The 3,178-nt window shown below is 48.0% G+C and carries 2 protein-coding genes; both read left to right on the top strand.

Going from position 1 to position 3,178, the window contains the following annotated elements; all coding sequences use genetic code 11:
- On the top strand, positions 1-1,945 hold a 1,945-nt coding region (locus tag Q0620_RS00095; RefSeq protein WP_298782595.1), incomplete at its 5' end, for a TonB-dependent receptor.
- Between the two features lie 490 nt (positions 1,946-2,435).
- A partial coding sequence (locus Q0620_RS00100; protein WP_298782596.1) for a hypothetical protein occupies positions 2,436-3,178 on the top strand: 743 nt, incomplete at its 3' end.

Here is a 3,178-nt window from a genome sequence, read left to right on the forward strand (position 1 = left end):
TGCGAGCAAGGACGTAAATTTAGGCACGATAATCGTATCGTCGAATTTTAAAAAATCTATCTTGCAAGAGCCCACGAAGGTGGAGATCGCGGGTAAAGACACTATTTTAGAAAACGGCGACATCGCAAAATCGCTTTTGAACTTAAGCGGCTTTTCGATGGAGCGCAAGGGCGGAGGCGGCAGCGAGGTTTATTACCGCTCGCAGACGGCGTCCAGACTGCCCGTGCTCATCGACGGCAGCACGCTAAACGGCGGCTGCGGCATGCGTATGGATACGCCCATCACCTACATCTCGGCGCAAAACTACAACTCCGTGCGCATCGTCAAAGGTCCGCAGGACGTCAGATATGGAGCGCTCATCAGCGGCGGTATTTTCTTCGATCGAGATATTTTAAGACTAGATAAAACGCAATTCGGCGGGAATTTTAGCGTGCTAGGCGGAAGCTTTAGACGCTTCGAAACCGTAGCCGACGCCGTCGTGGGCAATGAATGGGGCAGCTTGCAGATCTCGGGCGGACATTACGAGAGCGGCGACTATAAAAGCGGCGGCGGACAGAAAATGCATACGCACTATAAACGCAACAGCGTCTCGCTCGTGGGCACGATCACGCCTACCGATTCTACCGCCATTCAGCTTAGCACGGACCTGGGCGAGGGCGAAGCGGCGTATGCGGACAGGATGAGAGACGGCGTGCAGTTTGACCGTAAATCTTTCGGGCTCAAATTTGAACAAGACGTCGGCGAGCACAAGATCAGGCTAAGTTCGTACTATCATCAGATCGATCACATAATGGACAACTTCACCATGCGTCCGGTGGTGCCGGGCACGGGGCGCGGCAAGGGATATAGCATCAGCCACCCGATACGCGATATGTACGGCTTTAAGCTAGAAGGCGAGCTAAATTTCGACAATCTAACAAGCTATCTTGGCGCTGGGTACTCTGAGGATGTATTTAAGTGGAGAGGCGCTGGAACGGGCGGAGCCGGCGTATCTAAAGCCGAAATGGACGCCGCCGTATCAAAGCCGCACGTAAAAGAGCGCAAGGTAACGTATAAAACGATCTACACTCAAAACGAATACGTCCTAGAAAACGACTACGGGCTTTTTGGCGGACTTAGGCTGGACGCAGGCGAGAGAAGGCTGCTAAAAACGCATAAGAGCAGGAAAGAAAATTTATTTTCAGGATTTTTTAGATACGAAAAATATCTGCAAAATTTAACGCTTTATGCTGGGTTAGGGCACGCACAAAGACTACCTGATCACTGGGAAACGAACAAGGACGCGAACTTAGAGCTACGTAAAGAAAGAAATACTCAGCTGGATTTTGGCGCCGTACTAAAAGATCAAAATTACGAACTAAGCGCGAATTTTTTCGTCTCAAAGATGGATGATTATATCATGCTAAAATATAATCCTATGGGCATGTCCTCAGACGCCTTTAATACCGACGCCCTGCTATACGGCGGCGAGATCGAGGGCACTACGCTGCTAGCCGATATGTTTAGGCTGGGGGCGGGAGTATCCTACGTCTACGGCAAGGTGACTAAAAATGCAGGAGGCCTAAAAGACGGCGACGCGCTGCCTAAGGTTTCGCCTCTAGCGTTTAAACTAAGCGCCGGTTTAGAAAAGCCAGACTGGTTCGTCAAAGCCGACTTCTACACTAACGCGTCGCAAAACCGCGCGCAAAAAGGCTACGGCGACGTAGGCGGCATGGACCTGGGCAAGAGCGATAGCTTTTGGACGCTGGGGCTAAGCGCGGGCTATAAATACAAAAATTATCAATTTTTGCTAGCGGCGGAAAACCTAAACGACGCCAAATATGCCTATCATAACTCAAAAGGCGGCTACGGCGGCGGTATCGCAGGCTACGAGACTATCCCCAACGGCACGAGGCTTTATGAGCCCGGCAGAAGCTTTTGGGCGAAATTTAAAGTGCATTTTTAAGGCCTAGATCGTCCGGATTTGGCGCGTTTTAGATTTTGTATCGGATTGGGCGACACCCCATTTCGGCGCACTGCGCAAGGACTGTGCGAGCTTGCAAACAGACGCTAAAGTATAGATAAAATTTGCAAGTGCCTTGAGCGGCCGAGCTCGCGCTAAATTTGTACGGCTAGGCGCGGCTTTTGTCGTCCGAGCCTTTTTTTCCGCACGGCGTCGAAGCCTCGGTGCGGCCCGCGGCGGATATGATGCTTATTCGGGCGTGATCTCACGCGACAAGCGCCGGCACAGAAGGCGGTTGTGCGATTTGAGATGAAATTTGGCCCGCAGATCAGCTTAAAGCTTTGTACAAAAAGGCGGTTTCGCGGCGCCTGATCCGTCGGCATCGTTTCGGTTCGTCGGGCTTGCCTGCGCGCGACGGACGCGCGGTAAAATTTACTGAGCTTTAAGCGGCGGCGCTATAAAATGGCACGTCCATCAAATTTAAAGGCGGCAAATGGATCAAAATAGGCTTGAGGAATTTAAAAGGCTACTACAAAAGAGACATCAAGAGCCGAAGCGGGGCTTGGAACAAAATTCTAACGGTGAAAATTTTAAAGTCCCAAATTCTGAAATCCAGAATTCTGAAACCCTAAATTCCGATCCTGACGCTTTAAATTTAGAAAGCAAAACGGCTCAGAATTCTACCGCCAAAGATAATGTAGAGTCGCAAAATTTTATCTCGGATGATAGCGACTCTTTGCGGCAAAATTCCAAAGCTAGAGACTACGACAAAGATCCGCTAATCATCAAAGATCATACTTATTACGAATTTATGATTTATCAATTTCCGGCGCTACTGATAGGTTTTATTATATTTTTGACTTTTGCTACCATAGTAAATCCCGTTAGCCTTAAGACCTTTCGAATGCTTCCATTTATATTGGTTTCATTATTGACCGTAATTCGCGATAAAGACGGTATGTATTTTGAGTTTAGAAACGATAAAATTCTGTATTATTACAAAAAAAAAATTCGTAAAATTTTCGAACTAAACAGCATAGGCGCAATGGTGATTAGCTTTGATTGCAGACACAGTATGCGACAAAGGGTAAATTGGTTTATAAAAATAGCGCTGCTTCTTTGGCTTTTATTAGCTTTTGTCGCCGACTCATACGATGAAACAATTGGTCAATATATAACTAATGTATTGTGTCTTTTTGTTTTAGCCGCGTCGGGGATTTTCGGAGCAAAGCCTCT

It is taken from the genome of uncultured Campylobacter sp., from assembly GCF_938017615.1.
Taxonomy (GTDB): Bacteria; Campylobacterota; Campylobacteria; order Campylobacterales; family Campylobacteraceae; genus Campylobacter_B.